This window comes from Acidobacteriota bacterium (genome assembly GCA_028874215.1).
In the GTDB taxonomy this organism is placed as follows: Bacteria; Acidobacteriota; UBA6911; order RPQK01; family JAJDTT01; genus JAJDTT01.
On record JAPPLF010000063.1, the window covers coordinates 55,631 to 76,418 of the forward strand.

At 60.4% G+C, this 20,788-nt stretch carries 13 protein-coding genes; 5 read left to right on the forward strand and 8 right to left on the reverse strand.

The features are described 5' to 3' along the window. Positions 1-3: 3 nt before the first annotated feature. The 5 genes from prfB to OXT71_12195 all read right to left on the reverse strand — a co-directional run bounded on the left by prfB (position 4) and on the right by OXT71_12195 (position 5,437). A protein-coding gene (gene prfB, locus OXT71_12175; GenBank protein MDE2927146.1) for a peptide chain release factor 2 occupies positions 4-1,156 on the reverse strand; the annotation gives its coding sequence in 2 pieces (ribosomal slippage) (positions 4-1,089 and positions 1,091-1,156; 1,152 coding nt in all). A gap of 87 nt (positions 1,157-1,243) precedes the next feature. After that, positions 1,244-2,737: an apolipoprotein N-acyltransferase gene (gene lnt / locus OXT71_12180; protein ID MDE2927147.1), complete on the reverse strand. Its 1,494-nt coding sequence runs from the start codon at positions 2,735-2,737 to the stop codon at positions 1,244-1,246. Beyond that, on the reverse strand, positions 2,734-3,294 hold the full coding sequence (locus OXT71_12185; GenBank protein ID MDE2927148.1) for an SPOR domain-containing protein: 561 nt from the start codon (positions 3,292-3,294) through the stop codon (positions 2,734-2,736). Before OXT71_12185 ends, lnt begins: the two co-directional genes overlap by 4 nt. Continuing rightward, entirely contained in the window at positions 3,272-4,069 is a 798-nt protein-coding gene (locus tag OXT71_12190) for a slipin family protein (GenBank protein MDE2927149.1), read from the reverse strand. Before OXT71_12190 ends, OXT71_12185 begins: the two co-directional genes overlap by 23 nt. A 60-nt stretch (positions 4,070-4,129) precedes the next feature. Next, the gene (locus OXT71_12195) at positions 4,130-5,437 is read right to left on the reverse strand and encodes a nodulation protein NfeD (GenBank protein ID MDE2927150.1); all 1,308 of its coding nucleotides are present in this window, start codon (positions 5,435-5,437) and stop codon (positions 4,130-4,132) included. 238 nt (positions 5,438-5,675) lie between these two features. On the opposite strand from OXT71_12195, the gene OXT71_12200 reads away from it, so the two are divergent. The 5 genes from OXT71_12200 (at position 5,676) to OXT71_12220 (ending at position 9,798) form a co-directional block, all read left to right on the forward strand. Beyond that, the gene (locus tag OXT71_12200; protein MDE2927151.1) at positions 5,676-5,930 is read left to right on the forward strand and encodes a MoaD/ThiS family protein; all 255 of its coding nucleotides are present in this window, start codon (positions 5,676-5,678) and stop codon (positions 5,928-5,930) included. Then, a complete protein-coding gene (locus OXT71_12205; protein ID MDE2927152.1) occupies positions 5,927-6,340 on the forward strand; it encodes a molybdenum cofactor biosynthesis protein MoaE in 414 nt (137 codons plus the stop codon). Before OXT71_12200 ends, OXT71_12205 begins: the two co-directional genes overlap by 4 nt. After that, positions 6,337-6,813, forward strand: a complete 477-nt coding sequence (locus OXT71_12210) for a MogA/MoaB family molybdenum cofactor biosynthesis protein (GenBank protein ID MDE2927153.1) — start codon at positions 6,337-6,339, stop codon at positions 6,811-6,813. The genes OXT71_12205 and OXT71_12210 overlap by 4 nt, the downstream gene beginning before the upstream one ends. A gap of 361 nt (positions 6,814-7,174) precedes the next feature. Continuing rightward, on the forward strand, positions 7,175-8,686 hold the full coding sequence (locus tag OXT71_12215; GenBank protein ID MDE2927154.1) for an AAA family ATPase: 1,512 nt from the start codon (positions 7,175-7,177) through the stop codon (positions 8,684-8,686). Between the two features lie 2 nt (positions 8,687-8,688). Continuing rightward, positions 8,689-9,798, forward strand: a complete 1,110-nt coding sequence (locus tag OXT71_12220) for a hypothetical protein (GenBank protein MDE2927155.1) — start codon at positions 8,689-8,691, stop codon at positions 9,796-9,798. Positions 9,799-9,929: 131 nt separating this feature from the next. Here the strand turns inward: OXT71_12220 and OXT71_12225 are convergent, their stop codons facing one another. Genes OXT71_12225 through OXT71_12235 form a run of 3 tightly spaced genes read right to left on the reverse strand, consistent with a single transcriptional unit; the run spans position 9,930 to position 20,772 of the window. Next, positions 9,930-12,059, reverse strand: coding sequence for an AAA family ATPase (locus OXT71_12225; GenBank protein ID MDE2927156.1), 2,130 nt, complete (start codon positions 12,057-12,059; stop codon positions 9,930-9,932). Continuing rightward, positions 12,056-18,571, reverse strand: a complete 6,516-nt coding sequence (locus OXT71_12230) for a DEAD/DEAH box helicase (protein MDE2927157.1) — start codon at positions 18,569-18,571, stop codon at positions 12,056-12,058. The genes OXT71_12225 and OXT71_12230 overlap by 4 nt, the downstream gene beginning before the upstream one ends. Further along, a complete protein-coding gene (locus OXT71_12235; protein ID MDE2927158.1) occupies positions 18,568-20,772 on the reverse strand; it encodes a hypothetical protein in 2,205 nt (734 codons plus the stop codon). The genes OXT71_12230 and OXT71_12235 overlap by 4 nt, the downstream gene beginning before the upstream one ends. Between the last annotated feature and the right edge of the window lie 16 nt (positions 20,773-20,788).

A 20,788-nucleotide genomic window follows, 5' to 3' on the forward strand; every position in this document is an offset into this window, starting at 1 on the left:
TCCTTAAACGGCTTTGAAATCGTTATTATTGGATTCTGTACCTGAGATTCTCCCGCGCCGGCTCTTCTCCCGGCTGCGCCGTTTCAAGTAGGCTTCGATGAAGAGGCCGATTCCCCCGTCCAGCACCGAATCCACGTCTCCGATTTCGATCCGGGTCCGGTGGTCCTTGACCAGGCGATACGGGTGCAGCACATACGAACGAATCTGGCTGCCCCATGCGATGTCGGCCTTGGAATCCTCGACCTCGTCCAGTTCCTTCCGCCGCTTCTCCATTTCATAGTCGTAGAGCTTGGCGCGGAGGACTTTCATTGCCGTGTCCTTGTTCCGGTGCTGGGACCGTTCGTTCTGGCATTGCACGACGATTCCCGTCGGCAAATGGGTGATGCGGACGGCCGAATCGGTGACGTTCACGTGCTGCCCGCCGCTGCCGGAGGACCGGTAAGTGTCGATCTTGAGATCCTTCTCGTCGATGACAATCTCGACGCTGTCGTCGATCTCCGGTGAGACGAAGACCGAGGCGAACGAGGTGTGGCGCCTGGCGGCGGCATCGTAAGGCGAGATGCGGACCAGGCGATGGACGCCGATCTCGCTCAACAGGTACCCATACCCGTAGTCTCCCTGAGCCAGGAAGGTCGCCGATTTGATCCCGGCTTCCTCACCCTCCTGAAAGTCCACGATCTCCGCCTTGTAGCCCTGCTTTTCGGTCCATCTCAGGTACATGCGCAGGAGCATCTGAGCCCAATCCTGGCTTTCGGTGCCGCCGGCGCCGGGGTGGATGGTGACGATGGCGTTGCAGGCGTCGTGCCGGCCCGAGAGAAGCGTGTTCATCTCGGCTTTGGAGAGCCGATCCTCCAGGTCTCGCACCTGTTGCCGGATATCGTCGAGGACGTCCTCCCCTTCCCGCTCCAGCTCGATCAACACCTCCAGATCCTCCAGCCCGTTCCCACACTCCCGGGACAACTCCAGGCTGCGGTGCAGGTAACGGCGGCGGCGGAGAACGTGTTGGGACTCCCGGGCCCGGGTCCAGAAGGACGGGTCCGAGATCACCTTCTCGATCTGTTCGAGTTCCTTTTCCTTGGCCTCGACGTCAAAGATACTCCCACAGGTTGCCGATCCTGTTTCTCAGATCGCGGTAGCGCTCCTGGAAATCCTCCATGACGACGGCCTCCCTACATTCAGCGTCCGGATTCCGGTGCCGGCGCCTTCCCGACGGTGCGGTTCGGTCGGAATTCACGGCGGCGCCTTATCGCCGTCCGCGCGGAAAAACCAGACAGACGAGAAGCGCCAAACCGGCCAGACACATATTAATCCATTCGCCCACCCGGGAGTAAACGGACCGGTAGGAACTGGACTGCACCGTGTCGATCAGAAGTCTCTCCTCGAAGAGGCCGGTCCGGCTGCGAACGGCGCCCGTGGCGTCGATGTGGGAAGAATAGCCGCTGTTGGCGCAACGCAGCAGGGGACGGCGCTGCTCGATGGCGCGAAATGCGCCGAACTGGAAGTGTTGCATCGGAGCCGCCGTCCTTCCGTACCAGGTGTCGTTGGTGATGTTGACCAGGATCTCGGCCCCGTTTCGGACGAAGTCCCGGGCCAACTCGGGGAAAATGCCCTCGAAGCAGATCAGCGTCGCGAACCGGACCCCGGAGACCTGACCCAGGACATGTTCCTGTCCTGGTTGGAATCCGCCCACCTCCCGAACCAGAGGTGAGGCGAATGCCAGCCACTCCGCCATCGGAACGTACTCCCCAAATGGAACCAGGTGGATCTTGTCGTAGCGGTAGGAGACCGTTTCCCCGCCCTCCAGGAGGTAGGCGCTGTTGAAATAGCGGTTCGAGGGAGGCCGTTCGATGGAGGTGACGTTCATCACCAGGGGAACCCCCGCCGCCTGGACCTGACGCTGCCAGAACGTCCGGAATTCCGAGTCTGCCGTAAACAGGTAGGGGTTCTGAGCCTCCGGGAAGATCACCCAGTCGACTCCCGCTTCGACCGCCCTCGCGTAGTGCCGGGGAAGGTCGTCGAAGTACTTTTCTGCATAGTGCCGGCCATCAGCAAAGAGCCCCACATCGGGCTGCACCAGCGCGACGCGCAATTCCATTCCCGGAGGCGGGGTCCAAACGTGGCAGCGGTATATCCCGTAGAGATTGGCTCCGGCAAAGCAGAGTGCAAACACGGCCGGGATTCTCCAACTCCGGTTTCGAAGGACCGCGACCAGGGCGGCATTGCCCAACAGCACCAGAAAGGAGATCAGGTAGACGCCGCTCAGGTCCGCCACCTGCGCGATCCAGCGGTACGCGAACTGAGTATGTCCCACCAACGCCCAGGGAAATCCGTTGACCGTGTAGTAGTTGCGCAGGAGTTCGGTCAGGATCCACAGGCCCGGAACCGACCAGAGAGCGGCGGCGGCGGACCTCCGGGCCACCGCGTGCGTCAGGAGGGAAAAAGGAAGCAGGAACAGGTCCAGCAGCAGGATCATGAGTGCGAAGATGAGAGCGGACGTGAACCAGTCCAGATTGCCGTACTCGACCAGGACACGCGGAATCCAGTAGAGCACTCCGCCGAAGTAGAGGGACGAGAAGATCAGATGTCCCGCCAGAATCCGGCGGCGGGAACCGGTCTCCAGGAGGAAATGAAGGTAGGGGGCCAGCGTCACCCAGGCCAGGGGAAAGAGAGAAAATCCGGGAAAGGCCAGGCAGATCCCGATCCCGGAGACCAGCGGATGCAGCGCCCAGCCTGTCATGGAGACTCGGCCATGCTCCGGACGAACGTCGGGAACCCGTCCTCGTACAACCGATTGGCCAAGTGATCCGCTTGCTGCCTGGTCGGGAAGTCTCCAACCCAGACTCGAAAGAATTGATCGTTTGGCCCCAGGCGGCGTATCTCGGCCAGGTATCCCCGGGACCGAACCTTCACCAACTCTTTCCGCGCCTCCGCTTCACGCTCCATGGCGGCGATCTGAACGGTGAAACGGTGAGCGCCGGACGATGGGCCCTGCGCGTTGGCCTGGGCGCCGGGACCTGCCGCGCCCTCCAACGGTTCAGGAGAGGTTTCGGCGCCGGGTGCGCCCGCACCCCGGCTGGCCGGGTCGTTCAGACGCCCGTAGAACTCCAACTGTGGCTTCGTTTGGGAACTGGAGGAGCCGCTTCCGGACGGGGCCGTAAAATGTGCCGGCTCCGCTTCCACCGGGAAACTGCGGCCCACGTAGAGGCCGAGGAGGAAAAACCCGGTGACCGTCAGGAGAGTGAGCCCATAAAGGTAAACGATCTCTCTCCAATCAATCTTCGGAATCGCCGCCACTTTGAGCCCCGGCCTTCTTGAACATCTGAATCAGGGGAGACAGGACATCCATGGGGAGGGGAAACACGATGGTGGAATTCTGCTCGGTGGCGATCTCCGACAAAGTCGACAGATACCGCAATTGCACCGACACCGGCTCCGCGGCAAGCATGCCACCCGCTTCCTGCAGTCGCGCCGCCGCCTGGTACTCGCCTTCGGCGTGGATCACCTTGGCTCTCCGTTCCCGCTCGGCTTCGGCCTGCCGGGCCATGGCCCGCTGCATCTCCGCCGGAAGATCCACGGTCTTGATCTCCACCAGGGAAACCTTGATTCCCCACGGGTCCGTGTGTTGATCGAGAATCGACTGCAGCCGATCGTTGAGCTCTTCCCGTTTGCTCAGCAGATCATCCAACTCGACCTGGCCCAGGACCGAGCGCAGGGTGGTCTGGGAAAGCTGTGAGGTGGCGTACAGATAATTTTCCACGGACACCACGGCGCTGTTGGGCTCGATGACACGGAAATAGACGATGGCGTTGACTTTGACCGAGACGTTGTCCTTGGTGATGATGTCCTGGGACGGGACGTCCATGGCCACCATCCTCAGACTGATCCGTTCCATGCGGTCGATGGGCCAGAAGACCAGGATCAAGCCGGGACCCTTCGAGTCGGGCAGGAGTCTTCCGAGACGGAAAATGACTCCGCGCTCATACTCCCTCAGCACATTGACGACGGAGAGCACGTAGAGAATGACGATGCCCACCAGCACTATGGTTGAAAACGGAATACCTTCAAACATGGAAACCTCCACTCCTGCAGGAAGACCCGAAATTTTTTCGGCCGAATCGAATTGGGCTGCTCACCCCTTTTCCTCTGCAGCCGTGGCCAAAGATACTCCCGACCCGGTGTAGGGCTCAACGACCAGGACCAGATTCTTGGAAGCCACCACCTTGACCCGGGCGCCCTGGGGAATCGACGTCGCCGACACCGCCTTCCATCGTTCCCCGGCGACCAGAACCCAACCCTCATCCCCTTCGATGAGTGTCTGTGACACTCCATACAATCCCACCATCCCCCGCGTCCCGGTGGTGACTCTCAAGCGCACCGACTTCACGGTCAGATGCAGCAGGAGGATGGCAATCAGGGCGAAGGGAATGGCGACCGCTACGGCCAGCCCGTAGCTGATCCGGAGTTCGGGAAAGGGAGAGTCCACCAGAAACAGGATGCCCAAAATCATAGCGACGGTTCCTCCGGCACCGAGAATTCCAAATCCCTGAACCGTCACCTCGGCCACGAACAGACCCAGGGCCAAAAGGATGAGCAGAATCCCGATGTAGTTCACGGGAAGCAGCGAGAATCCGAGAAGGGCCAGGAGCAGGCTGATCCCGCCCAACACTCCCGGAAGAATCAGGCCCGGGTTCGAAAACTCCAGGTAGAGCCCCAGCAGGCCGATCACGCCCAGGATGAGAGCGACGTTGGGATTGGCAATTGAGCTGAGGACCCTCTGGCGGAATGTCATCTCGACGACCCGGACCTCCTGCCCTGCGGTCGTCAGAACCTGGGAAGCACCCGAAAAACGCTCGATCTGCCTTCCCTCCAGCGTCGCCATGAGTTCGCTCTCGTTGCCCACGACCAGATCGATGAGTCCCCCCTCAAGGGCTTCCCGAGCCGTATAGGACTTGCTCTCCAGGACTCCCTTCTCGGCCAGCTCGTAATTGCGCTTCCGCTGTTGGACGATGGCCCTCAAACCCGCCACGGCGTCGTTTTTCACCTTCTCCAGCATGATCTTGTTCTCCATGCCGAAGGGGAACACGGGATGCGCCGCCCCCGTATTGGTACCGGGGGCCATGACGGCGACGTCTGCCGAGAGCAGGATAAAGAAGCCGGCGGACGCGGCGCGGGCCCCCTGGGGAGCGACGAAGCAGACGACGGGAACCGGCGAATTCAGGATGCTCTGGATGATCTCCTGCATGGAGATGCCCAGGCCGCCCGGCGTCGCCAGGCGGATCAAGAGGAATTCGGCATTCGAATCCTCAGCCTGTTTGATGGCGGAAGTAATGAACTCGGAGGTAATGGGATCGATGGGTCCGTCAATCTCGACCTTGAGGATCTCGGCTTGCGCGACCGGTGTCGAGAGGAGCAAGAGCAGGCCCAGAACCCTCTTCATCAGGCCCGTGATTTTAACAGTCCCGAACGAAAGTCGCCAAGGGAACCGGACGGCCCCGGACCTGGTCCGGGGTCGAGAATACGCGGTCGACGGGGCCCTATATTGGGGCAAATGGATGGATATTTACTATACATAGTAATATCTGATCTATTTTTCACTATTTATAGTAAATATTGAGCCTTCTCGGTTGATTCCCGGAGCGAATCCCTGCTCCGGATGCGGCTGCTATACTTCATGCGTGGTCGTCAAGATCTGCCTCTTCGCCTCTCTCCGGGACGTGGTGGGCCAGTCCGAGATCCTCCTCGACTCGGTCCCGCCCGGAAACACGGCGCGCCAGGTATTCCAACGGCTGGCAGGCCGGTTCCCCGGCCTGCGGCGTTACCGGAAGGCGCTCCTGGTGGCCGTCAACCAGGAGTACTCGGACTGGGACCAGGAGGTTTCGCCCGGGGACGAGATCGCTTTCTTTCCCCCCGTCAGCGGAGGAGCCGCGTGATCGAGCTGGTCGCAACTCCCATCGATCGGGAGCAGGTGGTCCGCAGCGTCGCTTCTCCCCAGGCGGGCGCCGTCGTCACCTTCGACGGCGTCGTCCGGGATCACGCCCGGGGCAAGTCGGTCACCCATCTCTACTACGAGGCCTACCCGGAAATGGCCAAAACCGAAATGACCCGGATCCGCGAGCAGGCGTTGAAGCGGTGGCCGCTTCACGGATTGGCCATCGTCCATCGAACCGGACGGCTCGAGATCGGTGAGAGCAGCGTCTTCATCGCCGTCGCCTCGGCCCATCGCGCGGACGCGTTCGAGGCCTGCCGGTTCGCCATCGACACGCTGAAGACGTCGGTGCCCATCTGGAAGAAGGAGCATTACCGGGACGGCGAGGTCTGGATCGAGGGTTACGGAGCATGAAAGCCGTCGTCCTGACCGTCAGTGACGGCTGTTTTCACGGCCAAAGGCCCGATCTTTCCGGACAGGCTCTGACGAAGCAGCTCCTGGAGGCGGGATGGGAGGTGACGGCGAACCGCATCGTCCCGGATGAGATGCCCGACATTCAAGAACAGGTCCTCGCCTGCTGCGACTCCGGCGACACCAATCTCATGGTCATGACGGGTGGCACGGGACTCGGCCCCCGGGACGTGACCCCGGAGGCCGTGCGGCCTCTTCTGTCCAAGGAGGCCTCGGGCCTGGCGGAGCTCATGCGCCTGGAGGGCCTGAAAAAGACCCCCTTCGCCGCCCTCTCCCGCTCCCTGGCCGGAGCCCGCGGCCAGACTCTGATCCTTTGCCTCCCGGGCAGTCCCAAAGGCGCCACCGAGTCGCTGGACGCCGTCCTCAAATTGCTTCCCCACGCCGTCGACCTCCTCCAGGGCCGGACCGGCCACTGATTGCCGACGGCGTCAAAACGCCGTCGGCCTGATTGTCCTGACTCTTCGTAGCTGTAATCGAACGGGCCGATGCCGGATCGCCATGCACACGACCGTGCTCCCAACCGGACATTGAGGACAGTTTTCAGAGCGGAGTATATACAGGTGTGGGTGTTCAGCTGGTCGGGATGTTGGGAGTGTATTTCGGCGATGGAGGATGGGGTGCCTTTCTCCTTGGATACGTTATTCTGGGGCGAAACGACACTTGAAATGGCATCGCTCAGACGCAATCTTTGGGCTGTTCGCCCAGAACGGGCGGTCTATTTCTTTCCCGTCGAACAGCTTGTGATTGGTGCCTGATTCCGTCTGAGAGGGTGAAGCGATGAGCAAAACAGAAGTTCTGAGAAAACTTCGGGGAATCCTACGCTGGATCAAAGCGGGAGAGGTCGAAGAACTCTCGACGATGGTCGGGGCCAAAGAGGAAGTCGTTCAGAAATACCAGCGGGTATTCTCGGATGAGAACCTGCCACATTTGACCGAGGAAGACTTCCGGGGCTTCCTCAAGATCAAAAACAATCGCCACTGGGACGGGATTCACCGGCAAGGGCCAAATATCACGAAGGATATGGACGGCTTGCGCGAAGCTCTTCGTGATCTTCTAGACGAGACCCGGCCGCTACGGAGCCGCCTTGACGAGATCCGCCCTCCTACCTCCGGACCAGGACGGATCAAGGGTTTGGGACCCGCGACCTTCACACCAATTCTTCTTGTTCGGTACCCAGAGAAATATGGGGTATTAAACAAGGTATCGAAGACCGCGCTTGAGAAAGTCGGTCTGTGGCCGGATTTCAAGAAATCCGGCCCGTTTTCCGATCAATATACAAAGGTCAATGAGGTACTTCTGGACCTTGCAAAGGAGCTTGAGATAGACCTCTGGACCCTGGATGCCCTTTTGTGGCACGTTCAGAATAAGAATTCGCGTTGGGATGAGGATTTGGAGGAGCTGGTAGAGGAAACCTATACCCCGGACGACGCTCATCAGGATCTTTTCATCCCTCGCCCCGACTTCGACCGCCTCCTCACCTCCGTTAAGTCCCGCAAGAACCTCATCCTCCAAGGCCCGCCCGGCACCGGGAAGACCTTCATCGCCCGCCGAATCGCATGGTGCCTCATCGGCCGCAAGGACAACGTGCCCGTCGAGATGATCCAGTTTCACCAGTCGTACGCTTACGAGGATTTCGTCCAAGGCTACCGCCCAACCGATAACGGTGGATTCGCACTCAAGAACGGCGTCTTCCACCGTTTCTGCGAGCTCGCGCGGGCCAACCTCGACACACCCCATGTGTTCATCATCGACGAGATCAATCGCGGCAACCTCTCACGGATTTTCGGCGAACTCCTCATGCTGATCGAAAGCGACAAGCGTAGCGAGAACTATGCGGTAGCGCTGACTTATTCCGACAAGCAGTTCCACGTACCGGAAAACGTCTTTATCCTCGGCATGATGAACACGGCCGACCGGTCACTCGCGCTGGTCGACTACGCGCTACGCCGGCGGTTCGCCTTCGAGACGCTGGAGCCGGCCTACGGGACGAAACATGGCAGGGTAGCGTTCGAGAAATACCTCATGGACAAGGGAACCGATCAAGATCTCGCCCGCCGCATCTCCGACCGGATGGACAAACTCAACGAGAAGATCAGAAACGACAAGGAACTCGGCCGGGGGTTCCAGATCGGTCACAGCTACTTCGTTCCCGGCGACGGCGACACGCCTTCGGAGGACTGGTACAAGAATGTCGTAGACACGCAGATCGCACCGCTTCTTCGCGAGTATTGGTTCGATTCGCCGGAAGATGTCCAAAGGCAAGTGGCTAGACTCGCGACCAAAGCCTGACCTTGAAGAACATTCCTATCCTCAACGTCTACTACCTTCTCGCCTACGCCTGGGGACGGGTTCAGGAGCGGGACACCAAGCGGCTGTCCACACTGGGTGAACTCGCCACGGTACAGGACCTGCTGGGCAAGGTACTCGCCGGCGGCGTTAACCACCTAGTCCGCCGCGGGATCGACCGCGGCTATGTGGAAAGACGGAAGGACCTTGCCGGCATTCGCGGAAAGCTGGCGGTCAGCGAAACCGCGAAGCGTGCTCTCCGGGCCCGAGGCCGGGCAGCGTGCGACTTCGAGGAGCTATCGGTCGACATCCTGCCGAACCGCATCCTGCGCACATCACTGAGCGGGCTAATGGAGCGACGAGTCACCTTGGATGACAATGTCCGTGCCGACGTGCGCTCCGCGTACAGGAGACTCGACGGCGTATCACGCACCCGCCTGAAGAGGAACACCTTTGGCCAAATCCAACTCGGGGGTAACCGGAGGCTCTACCAGTTTCTGCTCTCGGTATGCAGGCTCTTGTACGAGAACTCAGTGGTCGACGAAGAGACTGGTCGAACCACCTTCCTCGACTTCCGGCGGAACGAGGCAACCATGTGGGCGCTCTTTGAGGAATTCGTCACCGGATTCTACGAGCACGAGCAACATGTGTTTCGCGTCAATCCAGGGGGCCGCAACGTCACGTGGGCTGACAAGGGCTGGGCGACAGAAGAGGACCAAGCGAGGATCCCCATAATGACCGCAGATGTGATTCTCGAATCGCCCGACCGCCGCATCATCCTGGACACAAAATACTACAGGGACACATTGGCCCGCAGACAAGGTTCCGGCAGCGGGAAGCTTCACTCCGGCAACCTCTACCAACTCCTCGCGTATCTTCGGAACCGCCAGGCAACCAGACCAGACGGTGGGACGCACGACGGCATCCTGCTATACCCACAGGTGGGCGACGAGCCGCTAAGAGCCGATATCCGTCTTGAGGGCTTCCGCGTTCAGGCCCGGACAGTCGACCTCAACCAGGATTGGCGGGCGATTCATGCGGAATTGTTGGAGACGATCGGGATAGGCCGTTCCAGCTTCACGGAGAGAGTCTATCCTGTGGATTATGAAGGCTAGGGCCCAGTTGCTGATGCTGCCACAACGGCGTACTGGCGGACGTTTTTCAGGATTTCGCTTCGGAAACTCCAAGAGGATTTGGTGATCGGCGGGTCGGAGGCTTTCATGGCCGGCGTCGATTGTTTTTCGGTCTATCCATTCCCACTCAAGAAAGGGCTCGCGACGCCGTGCCCGAGCACGAGCAACTCCTTCCGAGCTCGCGTCGCCGCAACGTAAACCAGAGCCCGCTCTTCGGTCTCCGCCCACTCGCGGGCGCTGTCATCGGCGTGTCCCTTGATGGCTTTAGGCAGTGGAACGAGACCTTTGTTCACACTGGCCATGATGACGCGGTCGAATTCCAGTCCCTTAACCCGGTGCATCGTCGCTAGGCGAACTGCATCGTCGCCAGCATCATCGGGAAGATCCCGTTCGAGGACGACACCGGGCAGACCTGCTTCCTCGATCGCTTGCCTTATGGAATCTCGCTCCCCCCCGGTCCGCGCCACGATGCACGTGCTCCGCAGGCTCTCGCCACCTCCAGCCAAGTCCCCCAGCCACCGGACGATGAATTCCGTTTGCTGCTCATCCGAGTCGAAAACGAAGACCTTAGGAGAGGGCCCATGGGTAAGTGACTTGAAGCCATTCTGGTCGTCCAGACCACCATTTAGATCGTCTATGTCCCGCCCGTCGAGGAGACGTACCGCCCAGGAACGAGTTTCTTCCGTGGTGCGGTAGTTGATCCTGAGCTTGTGTGAGCGTCCCACGATACGAATACCGCACTGCCCCAGGACGACGCGGCTTCGGCCATAGATCCGCTGGTGCCCGTCGCCGACGATGAAGAGGTCGTTGGATCCTTCGGGCACGAGGGCACGCATCAGCCGGTAAGCCTGTGCACCCATGTCCTGTGCCTCGTCAACGATGGCAGCAGTGTAGGCTAGACTACCCCGGTCGTCCGCCAGCAATGAGGTGGCTGAGCGGTAGGCATCGTCCATCTCCTTACCGCCTTGGATAGACAGGTTCAGGCGGTATTCTTCAAAGACCGGCCACACCCGGGCCCTCTGCGCGCGCCGGAGCGGCGTTCCACGACCGACACGAGGAACGCGAAGGTACTCGGCTTCGGTGGTGATCCCTTGGGCCAGGACAACGTGGTTAAGTTCGTCTGAGTAGAAGGCATCCGGTAGGTTGAGACCGAGGTCCTTGAGCGCAAGTGCCTGTTGCCATATCTCCTTCCACGGCGCCTGTCCGCGAGAGTAGACGATGCGGAAGTCGTACCTTCGCCGTCGCAGGAAGCCGTATACCCAGCGATCGAGGTTGGTTACATCTATGCGCCTCATCTCCTGTGGCGAACAGATGGAGCGCAGATTGTTCTCAATGTCTGCTGCGAGGTTCCTTGTGAAGGTTACAAAGAGAATGCGTTCGCCTTCGGGCAAGTTGCGGGCGAGCCAGCGGGCGCGGTGCATGGCCACCACGGTCTTCCCTGTTCCGGCGCCACCGAGAACGCGCACTGGACCGTTCCAATTTCTTTCGACCAGTCGACGCTGAGACGGGTGGAGGAAAACGCGCCACCTTTCCAGAGGGGCGCTGAGAACCTCCTCTAGTTCCATCTCGTTGTCCACAACAACGAACCGTCCCCTCGACTCCATTCGCTCCAGGGCCTTGGCGATGTCGTCGGTGTCCACTTTGTCGTCGGGAGCTTCGCGGTTGCCGATCAACTGCTCGTAGCTGTCTCCGGCTAAATAGAGGAAGAGAGATTCGTAGGCTTCCACGGGAAGGCGCTCCTGGATGGCGTCGAGCGATGCTTCTCCATCGAGCTCTCGGATCTCGGGGAGCATTGCTTCGGGAACACCGAGGCGACGTAGTTGGCGGTCCCGCAAGGCGGCAAACGGCCCGGGCTGTGATGGGATGTGCGCCGGCCTGGCTGCCTTGTGGACGGCTTCGGAGGACTGTTGCGGCTCGTAGATTTGTAGGGCACCGGTATCTGGGTTGACACGGCAGTGATGCCGACGAGCCCAGTCATAGGCCTCGTCGTGTTTGTCTGCCCATAGCATCAGATGGACGTTGCCGCTTTTCGGTTTGAGCACGATGGCTCGATAGGACCGATCGATTCGAAGGGAACGCAAGTTGTCCGCTGCCTGCACGCGCTCGTAGTTCAGGCCGGGCGAGGTCGGATCAGCCGTGAACCGGGTGATGAGGGTGCGGACCTTGCGCTGTTGGGGCTTGGGAAGGAACGTGTACGCCTCCAGGAAGTCGCTGGACATGGCCAAACGCACTCGTGGTGTCATGTTGGGTCTCCAGTAAGGAGGGCAGCAATTGATCCCGCGAGGTCGTCCGAGGGCGCGATAATAACGCTCCAACCATGCGATTCGAACGCAACGCGGTCTGCGTTCTCGTCCGTCATCAAGACGGCCACCCGACGAGCTTCCCATCCCAGTTCGGCTTCTGCGAGGACTCCCCTCGGCCCGGTCAATTCAAAACCCACTTCAGGTGGGGGAAAGTCCCGTTCTCGGAGCCAAAGCAGATCGGGTTTGAGGTCATCGACGACATACCGAAGCGCCTCGGCCCAGGCATTCTCGGTCTCCGGACCATCGTGCTCGTCCAGAACACCCGCCATCCAACCGCGCGACTTCAAGGGGAGCTCGTGGTAGAGGTTCGCTTCCCTTCCCCGTCGCGTCGTCCACCAGGCCAGCGGCAAGAACTGCAGCAGATTGCAAAGTCGCAACGCGCCGTTCCACGCATTTTGGAAGTCCTCTCGGGTTCGAATTGAGTCATCGTCAAAAAGGTGGATCGTCGCCCACATCGCATCCGAATCGAATCGTTGCAAGGCCGATGGCGGCATGGCCAGCAATAGATTGATCAGCCCGTTTGCGAAGGGGACAGCGGGCCCTTCACCACCCGCAGAGCGCCATGCTCCGCGGCCTGCGAAGACGTGCGCGTCGTGGGTAGGGGCTGCTGATGAACCCTGGTCCAGGAAGTCTACCGCGCCTTCGGGCAGCGCTGCCTTCGCCGCTTCCGCAAACCGTTTCGCGAAATCGGCCGAAGTCATGGTCGCCTGGTCGAATTCACCCACCAATTGCGTGAACACTGCCCGTCTCCATAGGGCGGGATCCGGGTCAGCGAGATACCGTCCAAGCAGTTTGAGGGTGGGTTCGGCCAGCGCCGAACGGAGTTCCGAGGTCTGCCATTGAGCGTCCAGCCCCCTTTGCACCTGGTCCATCGGCGGCTGTGGATCTCTACTGGGGATCAAAACGTTCGGCGCCTGAGCTTCGCCCAATACCACCTTCACATCGTCCCAGGTCGCCGACCACACGACGAAGCCGGCCCGGACAAGCGCCATCCGCTTTACGGAGTCGTCGTCCACGCGATCACGGTGATACTCGAATCCATCCATAAACACTGCTACGGGAGGGTGAATCGCCGAAGCCTTGGCTGGCCTAATCAGAAAGTCCGGCCGGCTGGGGTGTACCACGCCGTCGCTGAGACCAACGTCCACCTGCGGCACCACGTACCATGCATGTCCATCTGCGCCACCACTACCAATGCGCAGTACGTATCCTGGCTTTCCGTCCACCAAGTCATACTGGAGCGAAGCCTTTTGACCACTTGTCGCAGCAACCCTTCGCAACGCCTCGATAAAGCGATCCTCCAAGACGCTGTCGGTCGTTACAACCACACGCACCTTGCTCAACCCTTCCACCTTCTCAAGACGGTCGCGGGCATCCAGGATGTTGCGTAGCAGGTGGCGGGCGGTCTCGCGTGAGGTGTCCTGCATGTCTCGGCTGCGCCGATATCCGAGAACACAGCGGTGGCAACCATCCTTTTCCGGGTACTGATTGCACGAGCATTCCTCAATGGCCGCCAATGCAGCCTCGAATACCGAAAGGAGTCTTTCTGGGGCCGTCATCCGATCCTTCAAATAGCCTGTCCCTCCGGGAACAGTGTCGTACAACAGCACGTACTTCTGTGGCTGATCCGACCCCTCGACAGGGTATGCGCAGGTCATGGCCCGCAGGTGCGCGATCTCGCCGCCGAACCGTTGCCTGAGCCCCAGTTCTAAAGCCGCCAGAAACGAACGCTCGCAGCGCTCCGCATCCGGCCCGACGGCGGGTGGCAGCAACATGCGAATCGCTTCAGATTGGAAGTCGCGATACAGATACAGGCAGTCGACTATTGCATCCTGCCCCGAGTGACGAGACGGGCAGGTCGGCATATGCGCTGGTTTCGAGCCCTTGCCCGAGTTTACCGTGCCGCAACGTCGGCAAACGCGGAATCCCTCGCGGGGAAGCTTCATACCAGCCACCCTGACCGACTGCGTAGGCTGTCCCATTCTTCCAAAGTTGACTTCACGGAAAGTGGCCGATGCAATGTACTCGAACCCGAACGCAACCTCGTCCTTATTGATCGCGTACGCGCGCTCGACGTCAACCGGATCGAAATCTGCGACCAGGTTCCGCGTGTAGAACAGGTGCTCTCGGTCGTCCTTCTGGTCGTCGATGCGGCTGGTGCGACCGTCCGCCACGGCATGCACCAGTCGGAGTCTGAGCAAATCGCGCAATTGCCCACTGTCCTGCCACTGCAAATTGCCGCAACGGGGACAGGCCGAATGGTGGTCCCCAGCATCCACGTTTTCTGCGTAGACGCAGGACGGGCACATTCGCCAGCGTTCGAGTTCGGAGACTCGTGTGTCCACGCGGCTGATCTCAACCTGGTGCGCACGCGCGTAGAAGCGATTCTCGGGCGCGAATTCTCCCAGCGCCATCGCGGCAGGGCGCTCGTAATCGTGCGTGATGGCTCGTGTATCCTCACCGCCCTCCCCGCCCTGTGCCCGCTTGCGCTCCAGGATTACCGAACGCAGCTTCACCCCCGCCTCCGGAAACGCGTAGTTGGGCACTAGCCCTTCGTCCGTCAGGAAATTGAATGTGTCGCGGGCGTTGATCTTGCCGTGTACCGCGCGGAGCCCCTTGCGGACGTTCTCCAGTTCATTGATTTCGTTCGTAGTGGCCTCGTCCTTTGGTCGGCTTTTTAGCTTGCGAATCCGCTTTCCGAGCGATCGGATGTCAGCGGCAATTGAGTTCCGTTCCTTGATTACCTCTTTCAGGCAGTTGAGGATCTTGAGGATGAGAGACGGCTTCTGCTTGTCTACATCGCCGAGCACGAAACTGCGCAATTCTGCGCGCGACGACTGTGCCAAGTCGCCGGAAAAGGCGTTGAGGAACCCTTCGATAAGGTGTTCCTCCTCATTGCGGACGAAGGAAAAGAACGGGTACGGAAACCCTTCGTGTCGGTCCTTCTCCACGTTGGTCAGCACCATTCCGATCTTCTTGGGTACCGCGTCTTCGGGAGTTCCAGACGCGACCCAGTTGTCGAGGCAGTACGCGGTCATCTGCCGCTCAAGCACGGCCACCGCGTCGAGGAAAATGCCCGGCGGGTCGACGCCGCCAGCCAACATTTCCAGAGGCTCGGCATAGAAGTAGAGATCGTGAGGAGCGGCGTTGGCGAGGGTGAGGATCAGGGCATTGCCGTCCAAGCGACCCGCCCGTCCCGCACGCTGGCGGTAGTTGGCCGTAGCCGGTGGAACCGAGCAAAGGGTGACGGTGGACAGGTCACCGATATCGATCCCCAGCTCCAGAGTGGGGGTAGCCGACACCAGATTCGGCTCCCAGGGCTGACGTGCGCGGTTCGGTTTCGCGAAGATTCTTTGAAGACGCTCCCGATCCACCCGTTCCACCAGGGCTGTGTGCTCGGCGGCAACAATGCGGCGTACCTGGCCGTGCCGGTACAGGCGGCCGAACCAAGTAGGCGAGTCCACTGCGGGTGAACCGGAATGGTCCGGGTTGCAATAACGGCTGGAAGTCACCGAGCCATCGAGGCACGGGACACCCGCCCACAGATCCGCGTCGGCGGCTGCGATGGTCAACGGCCTCCCCGGTCCGTCCAACGGGAAAAAGGTTGCGTCGGTGGTCACCGAAAGGCTCCCCGGCTCCAAGGCCCACACCCATCGTGATCCGGACCTAACATTGCTGACCATTTCTGCGTCCTTGAGTGCGCCGAAGACCAGCCTGAGAACATGATCGGACTCTGCAGGACCCAGCGCACTCTCGCCCGCCAACAAGGACTCACACCAGCGCCGATACCAGGATCGCCGCCCTCTCGGTCCATGGACTTCTTCGACTCCGTCGTAGACGCGGGTGTGGGGAGGGGGCGGGAATGAGGAAGGATCGGAGCAAACCGGAAAGACGGGAATCAGCGATCTCTTTCCAAACTTCGGCAACGCCAAGTCGCGGTCCCACGTCGCCCATTGGTTGCCTCCTTTTCTTAGGTATTTGTCCATCAGGGAGTGCCGCACGGCCCCGCGGTCCTTCATTCGCCGCAACACACCCAACACCATCGCGCGTACCGCCTGCTCTCCCATACCGAGCAGAACACCCACTTCTTCCCGGATGCGCGTATGAGCCTTGCGGCAAGCTTTTTCTACGCGCGCACGGTCCATGGCTACGGCCGCCACGCCAGTCCGCTCCAGCGTCCGGCCGATACCGGACCCGAAGGTGAATTCGCGAAGTGTTTCCCATTCCAAACGCTCGGCCACCAGTTTGGGGAGATTCGAGCCCGCCGGAAGGCTTCCCTCGCGCTCGAGGTGCAACACATCCCCCATCCACCGACGGTCGTCGGCGATGTGCTCGCCAACGAAGTCCTCCGGTCGGCCTGCCTGTTCCCGCCAGTATTGGACGACCGCCCCCGGTAGGCGCTCCAGCGAAACCCTGTCGTGGGCAGCGACCACATGGGCGATCGCAGTCCGGGTGTGCGTCTGGCGACTGCGCGCGGCTATGAATCCGGCCCGGTGGGCGGCATTCTGCACGTTGTCGGAGAAAGCCAGCGCCTTGGGATCGTCGTTATGGCGTGAGGCGAACGTCTGGCTGCACAAGACACTGGTCAGGCTGGCCGCACGGGCGCCAAAGATGATCAACCCCTCGCTGGCATGGCAGTAGGGACAGTCCCGGCTCAGTTCATGGATCGTCTTTCCACCGAGAAGGCCCGTCCTCACCGAGTCTGGCACATGTACCCGCACGACCCTGTTCGATCCGCACTCGGCGCACGCGGGGCTTTTTCCTGAGCCGCTCAACTGCTCGCCCATACCAAGCCACCCACATCGCCCACATATCATGTGTTGGGCCGAGCGTATCGTCGGCTTGTCTCCAGGGAACAGAAAGCGAACATCCACATCTCGTCGGAAGAACATGTTGTAGAACATGCGCAAGTCTGGTTCGACACAGGGCTCATTGGCTCGTTTCACCGCCGCCCAGCCGGTGACGCGGCACTCCCGGCACTGAATGAGCGGAAGGTGCACGGCCCGGGCCGCGCTTCGATCGTCCGCGCTTGGGGCCTGCAGATCGTCCGAATGGCGTAGCCGCCGGACTGGATCCACCGCGACCGACTCGCTTGCGCCCCCCTCCGAAACGCTACACACCATGCGCGCCAGTTCCCGCACCCAGAGGTGCACTCCCACATCCAAGAAAGGTCGAAGGTCTCCGTTATCGTCGCGTAGGCGTGCAGACGAAATCAGCGCACAAAGCGCGTTGAGCACCGCCGCGGCCTCTTCCTCGCTTCCAACAGGCAAAGTCCGTCGCAGCCTCGATGCTACCTCCGGAAGCGGTTTCGGTTCCCCGCCCAGGACCTGCAGCAGATTCCGGAAAGTTGTGTGCTCGCGAAGCCGGTCCGAGAGCGTAACCTTCCAGTCGTCTGGGTTCAGATCGACCGCAGGCGGCTCGTTGAAGAATGCCTCGTGGGCAGCCCGCAGATACGACGTGCTCGTTGCGTGCCTCCGCGGATCCAGGGTCTCCACCAGTCTGTCCGTCGGGAGCAAGTAACCCGTGATAAGCGTTCCGCTCAGAAATTCTTCGGTCGCCTGCCGAGTCTCACCCACGACCGATCCCGGTTCGAATTCCTGGTTGAAGACGCGTGTGGCGTACACACACACCGAAGTATCGTCGCCTGTCCCGATCGTCGCCGACGTGCCAACGCACACCAACGCATCCGACGGAACCTGTAGCCGGGCCCGCAACCGACGGATCAGGCACGCGAGGTCCGTCCCCTGAGCACCGTCGAAGGTGTGCAGTTCGTCCACCACCAGGTACCGGAGCGTCCCCGGTAGGTTGTGCCGCCACAGTCGCTGGTCGCCGGGCCGGATCATCAGGTAATCCAGCATTTTGTAATTCGTCAGCAGGATGTCTGGCGGACTCTGTCGCAAGGTTTCGCGATCCGTGATGATGTGCTCAGCGGTCATCTTCTTACGAGGCGTCTCCTCACGCCCTCCCACGTACAACCCAGCCGTGATCTTGCGGCGTAACGCGGGGTTGCGGTGGATAGCGCGCCCGATCCGGGTCGCCTGGTCCACCGCCAGCGCGTTCATCGGGTAGATGATGATCGCCTTGATGCCGGACTGACCGGCCCGGTTACGGCAATGATCCAGAATGGGCAGCAAATAGCACTCGGTCTTTCCCGAGCCGGTCCCTGTGGCGACAACCGTGGACTTTCCAGACCCACTAGCTAGACGTTCCATGGCGACGCGTTGGTGGTAGTAGGGCGCGAAGCCCAGCGGTACTTGAGGAAACGGCTCGTCACCGGGAGCCTTCCGGAAGGGCAGAGACAGCGACAGGTACGGACCGCGGGTCAGATTTCCGGGTTCGGCCAGAAAGCCGTCGATGACGTTGGCTAGATCCGGATTGGACGGCGTGAACCCGGTGACGAGGAAGTCGCGCAGCGCATGGAAGACCTCGGCGGCGACGACGCTGGGGATCATTCGGGCGCGTGCCTCAACCGCCTTTCGAAGGCGGCCCATGCTGTGCGGTAGTCCTCTTCCCGGTCACAGCGATCGAAGGGTGCGAGATACTCGATAGTCCGCTCGAATGGGCCGTCGGGGAGGGTGTCGTCCATGATCGTCCGGGTGACGACGCCGTGCTTCAAGTTGCAGATATCTTCCCAACCTAAGGCGATGCCGTTCTCGTGGTGTCGGTCCGTGCGGATGCCATAGCAAGTGTCGTTTTTCCGCTTCTTTCGTGGGAGGCCGACCCCGACTAAACCTCTGGAGACCGTGAAGACGATGCGGCCATTGCGATCATACCAAGTATTTCGCTCGTATTGGTTCAGGATGGGGAACTGGACGCGGTAGATGGTGCACAACTCGTCCAGGGTGAGACCGAAGGCCATGGCGGTGAGCACATCGATTTCGACGAGGGCTTGGCGGCGGGCGTAATCGGTGCGCAGCGCCACGTGGCGAGACCAGCACGGGGTGAGGTTTGCGAAGAACGAATCAGAAAGAAGTGGATCTGGTTTGGCCCAGGAGTCTCGCCGGAATTCGGGGGTGAAGATTTTCTCCCAAAGATCCGCATAGTGGATCGTGAGGCAGTTGAGGATCAGACTTCGGAGTCGGAGACCAAATCTAATAAAGGGGTCGCAGCCGGGAGACAAGAGGGGGAGACAGTGCAGGAATGACGGGGTTACGTGACCTGTACCTGTAGTCTTAATGAAGAAATCTAAGACAACTGACATAGTCAATGCGCCAAAGTCGCAGCCAACCCTGGTGTGCAAAAAGGCAGTGGACATACTCGTGTAGAGATGGTGCACACCCCGGGGAAGCAACGCTGTACTTAGCGTCCGCTCCAAGGTAGAGCCCACCATCTCACGGCTGACTACTCGAAAGTACTCCGTGAACTGCCGTGGCCCTGCGTCTTCCTCCCCTATCCAACTTACCTGGTCTGTAAGCGAATCGTAGTCCTCTTGATCACAGGCCCGTACGTAGTTCGTTCGAGGCAGGTAGTCATCGGGCAATTTGTCCAAGTCCAAGACATCGTAGTCGCTGTTTTTTGCGCATGATCGCCGGGGCGTCTTGTATAGGGGATTGCCGCAGAAATAATGCGGCCCGGAGAGAATGACATCCCGTGGGTTATTCGGGAAGCCAGTGTGGCGGCGAATCGTACCATCGAGTTGGGCGATCGTTTCGTTCCACCCAGAACTGATCCTGATGTCATTCCGTAAATCGCCCAATGAAGTCGGTTGATCCGCTAGTCTCTCCAAAACCGCCACTAGCTCCTGCGAATGTAAGGCGGGCAGACGGGCCTCTAACGGTGGTGTGTCCGGCTTATCGTACAGTGCGGCAAACAGCTGGAGTTCACTAAAGCCGACACTGATGACGCGCCGCGAGTGCCCGGCGAGGTTCCACTGCCAGTGGTCATCCTTGACGCCCGGTACCCGCCCGTGACCGTCATTCTCCAGACACGCATCGACGGTAGTTGGCGCAAACAGGTTGGCGATGTGCGAAAAATACAAAGCATCGGTAAGGCGGCCAAACTGGCGCTCATGACCGTAGATGTTGATGCTGAATTTGGTGTGATGGTCTACCTCCGGAAACAGCCGACGTTCGTTGATGAACTGGTAGTGCCCCCGCAACCGAGGATACAGGGCAGCGCGGAAGACGCCCGCGTTCGGATCGTCATACGGGCCTTCTGGGTGTAGGAGGCCAACGACTCCTTGCGGACTCGCCACTCTCCATGCTTCCGGCAAAAAGCACTTGTAGAGGTTGACCTTCTGACCAGACAACAGCGGGTAATTTTGCGTTGCGTTCAGGAAGGTCTGTGTCGCCTCAGTCGCCTCCATCTCGTCGAACCACACACCATGCACTACCGGATCTTCTGTGACGGCAGCCTCCATCCTCTTTCTCACTTCCTTGGGCGAGAGCCTCTGCACCACAACCACCGGATCAAAGTCGCCCAACACCCCTTTCTCGTCCCACTCTACTTTTACCCATGGAGGATTCCCCACGATCAAATCAAAGCCTGCCCGCACCGATCCGCCCGCTCGGGGCCCGTAGAAAACGTCTGCAAATGCCAACTCCCAGTGGTGAAACCGGTGTCGGTTGGCAAGCTCGTCGACCAGTTTCAGCCGCGGAAACAGCCTGAATAGCTGTCCTAGCCCAAGTTTACCGTGTTGGATGAGAGATCTCATCTAAGTTATTTCTTTG